The sequence below is a fragment of the Arthrobacter sp. Soil_C_49 genome (assembly GCF_057656635.1).
In genome coordinates this window covers 1-488 of sequence record NZ_JBDGJZ010000033.1, presented here as the reverse complement: position 1 = coordinate 488, position 488 = coordinate 1, and the positions used below count along the sequence as shown (strand labels likewise).

At 63.9% G+C, this 488-nt stretch carries 1 protein-coding gene; it reads right to left on the bottom strand.

The window, feature by feature from the left end:
- A partial coding sequence (locus AC3A4Z_RS22590; RefSeq protein ID WP_498714550.1) for a hypothetical protein occupies positions 1-488 on the bottom strand: 488 nt, incomplete at both ends.

Below are 488 nucleotides of genomic sequence, written 5' to 3'. Positions count from 1 at the left end.
GACCACGCCGCATGCACACACCCGCCCAACTGCACCGGCGCCGCCGGAACACCCTCACCACCAAACGCCACCGCCTTCGCCGTGCCGCCGTCCAAGGGCTGCTTCAACAACGCCCTCTGCATCGAAATTGCCACAAAGTCACTGCCCGGACCGGTCTGCTGCAACCTCGCATCCCGCGCATTCTCCAACTGCAACCGCCTACCACCGGGCAGGAACAACTCCCCAGCCGCCGCATCCAGCAACACCGGCTGATCCCCCACCACCGTCATCTGCAGATCCCCCGAGCCCTTCAACTCACCCCAGGTCTCAGAATCCGACGACGTGACTTCACCGTTAGCATCAACACCAGTCACCGTCACCACACCGGACTTGGGATCCGCCGTGTAAATCCGGTCATCAGCCCCCACCGCCGACACCGTACCCTCCGAACCCACCAGCACCGGCTCGGTGGCCTCCTCATCAAAACCATTCACCGTCGACGGCGACAC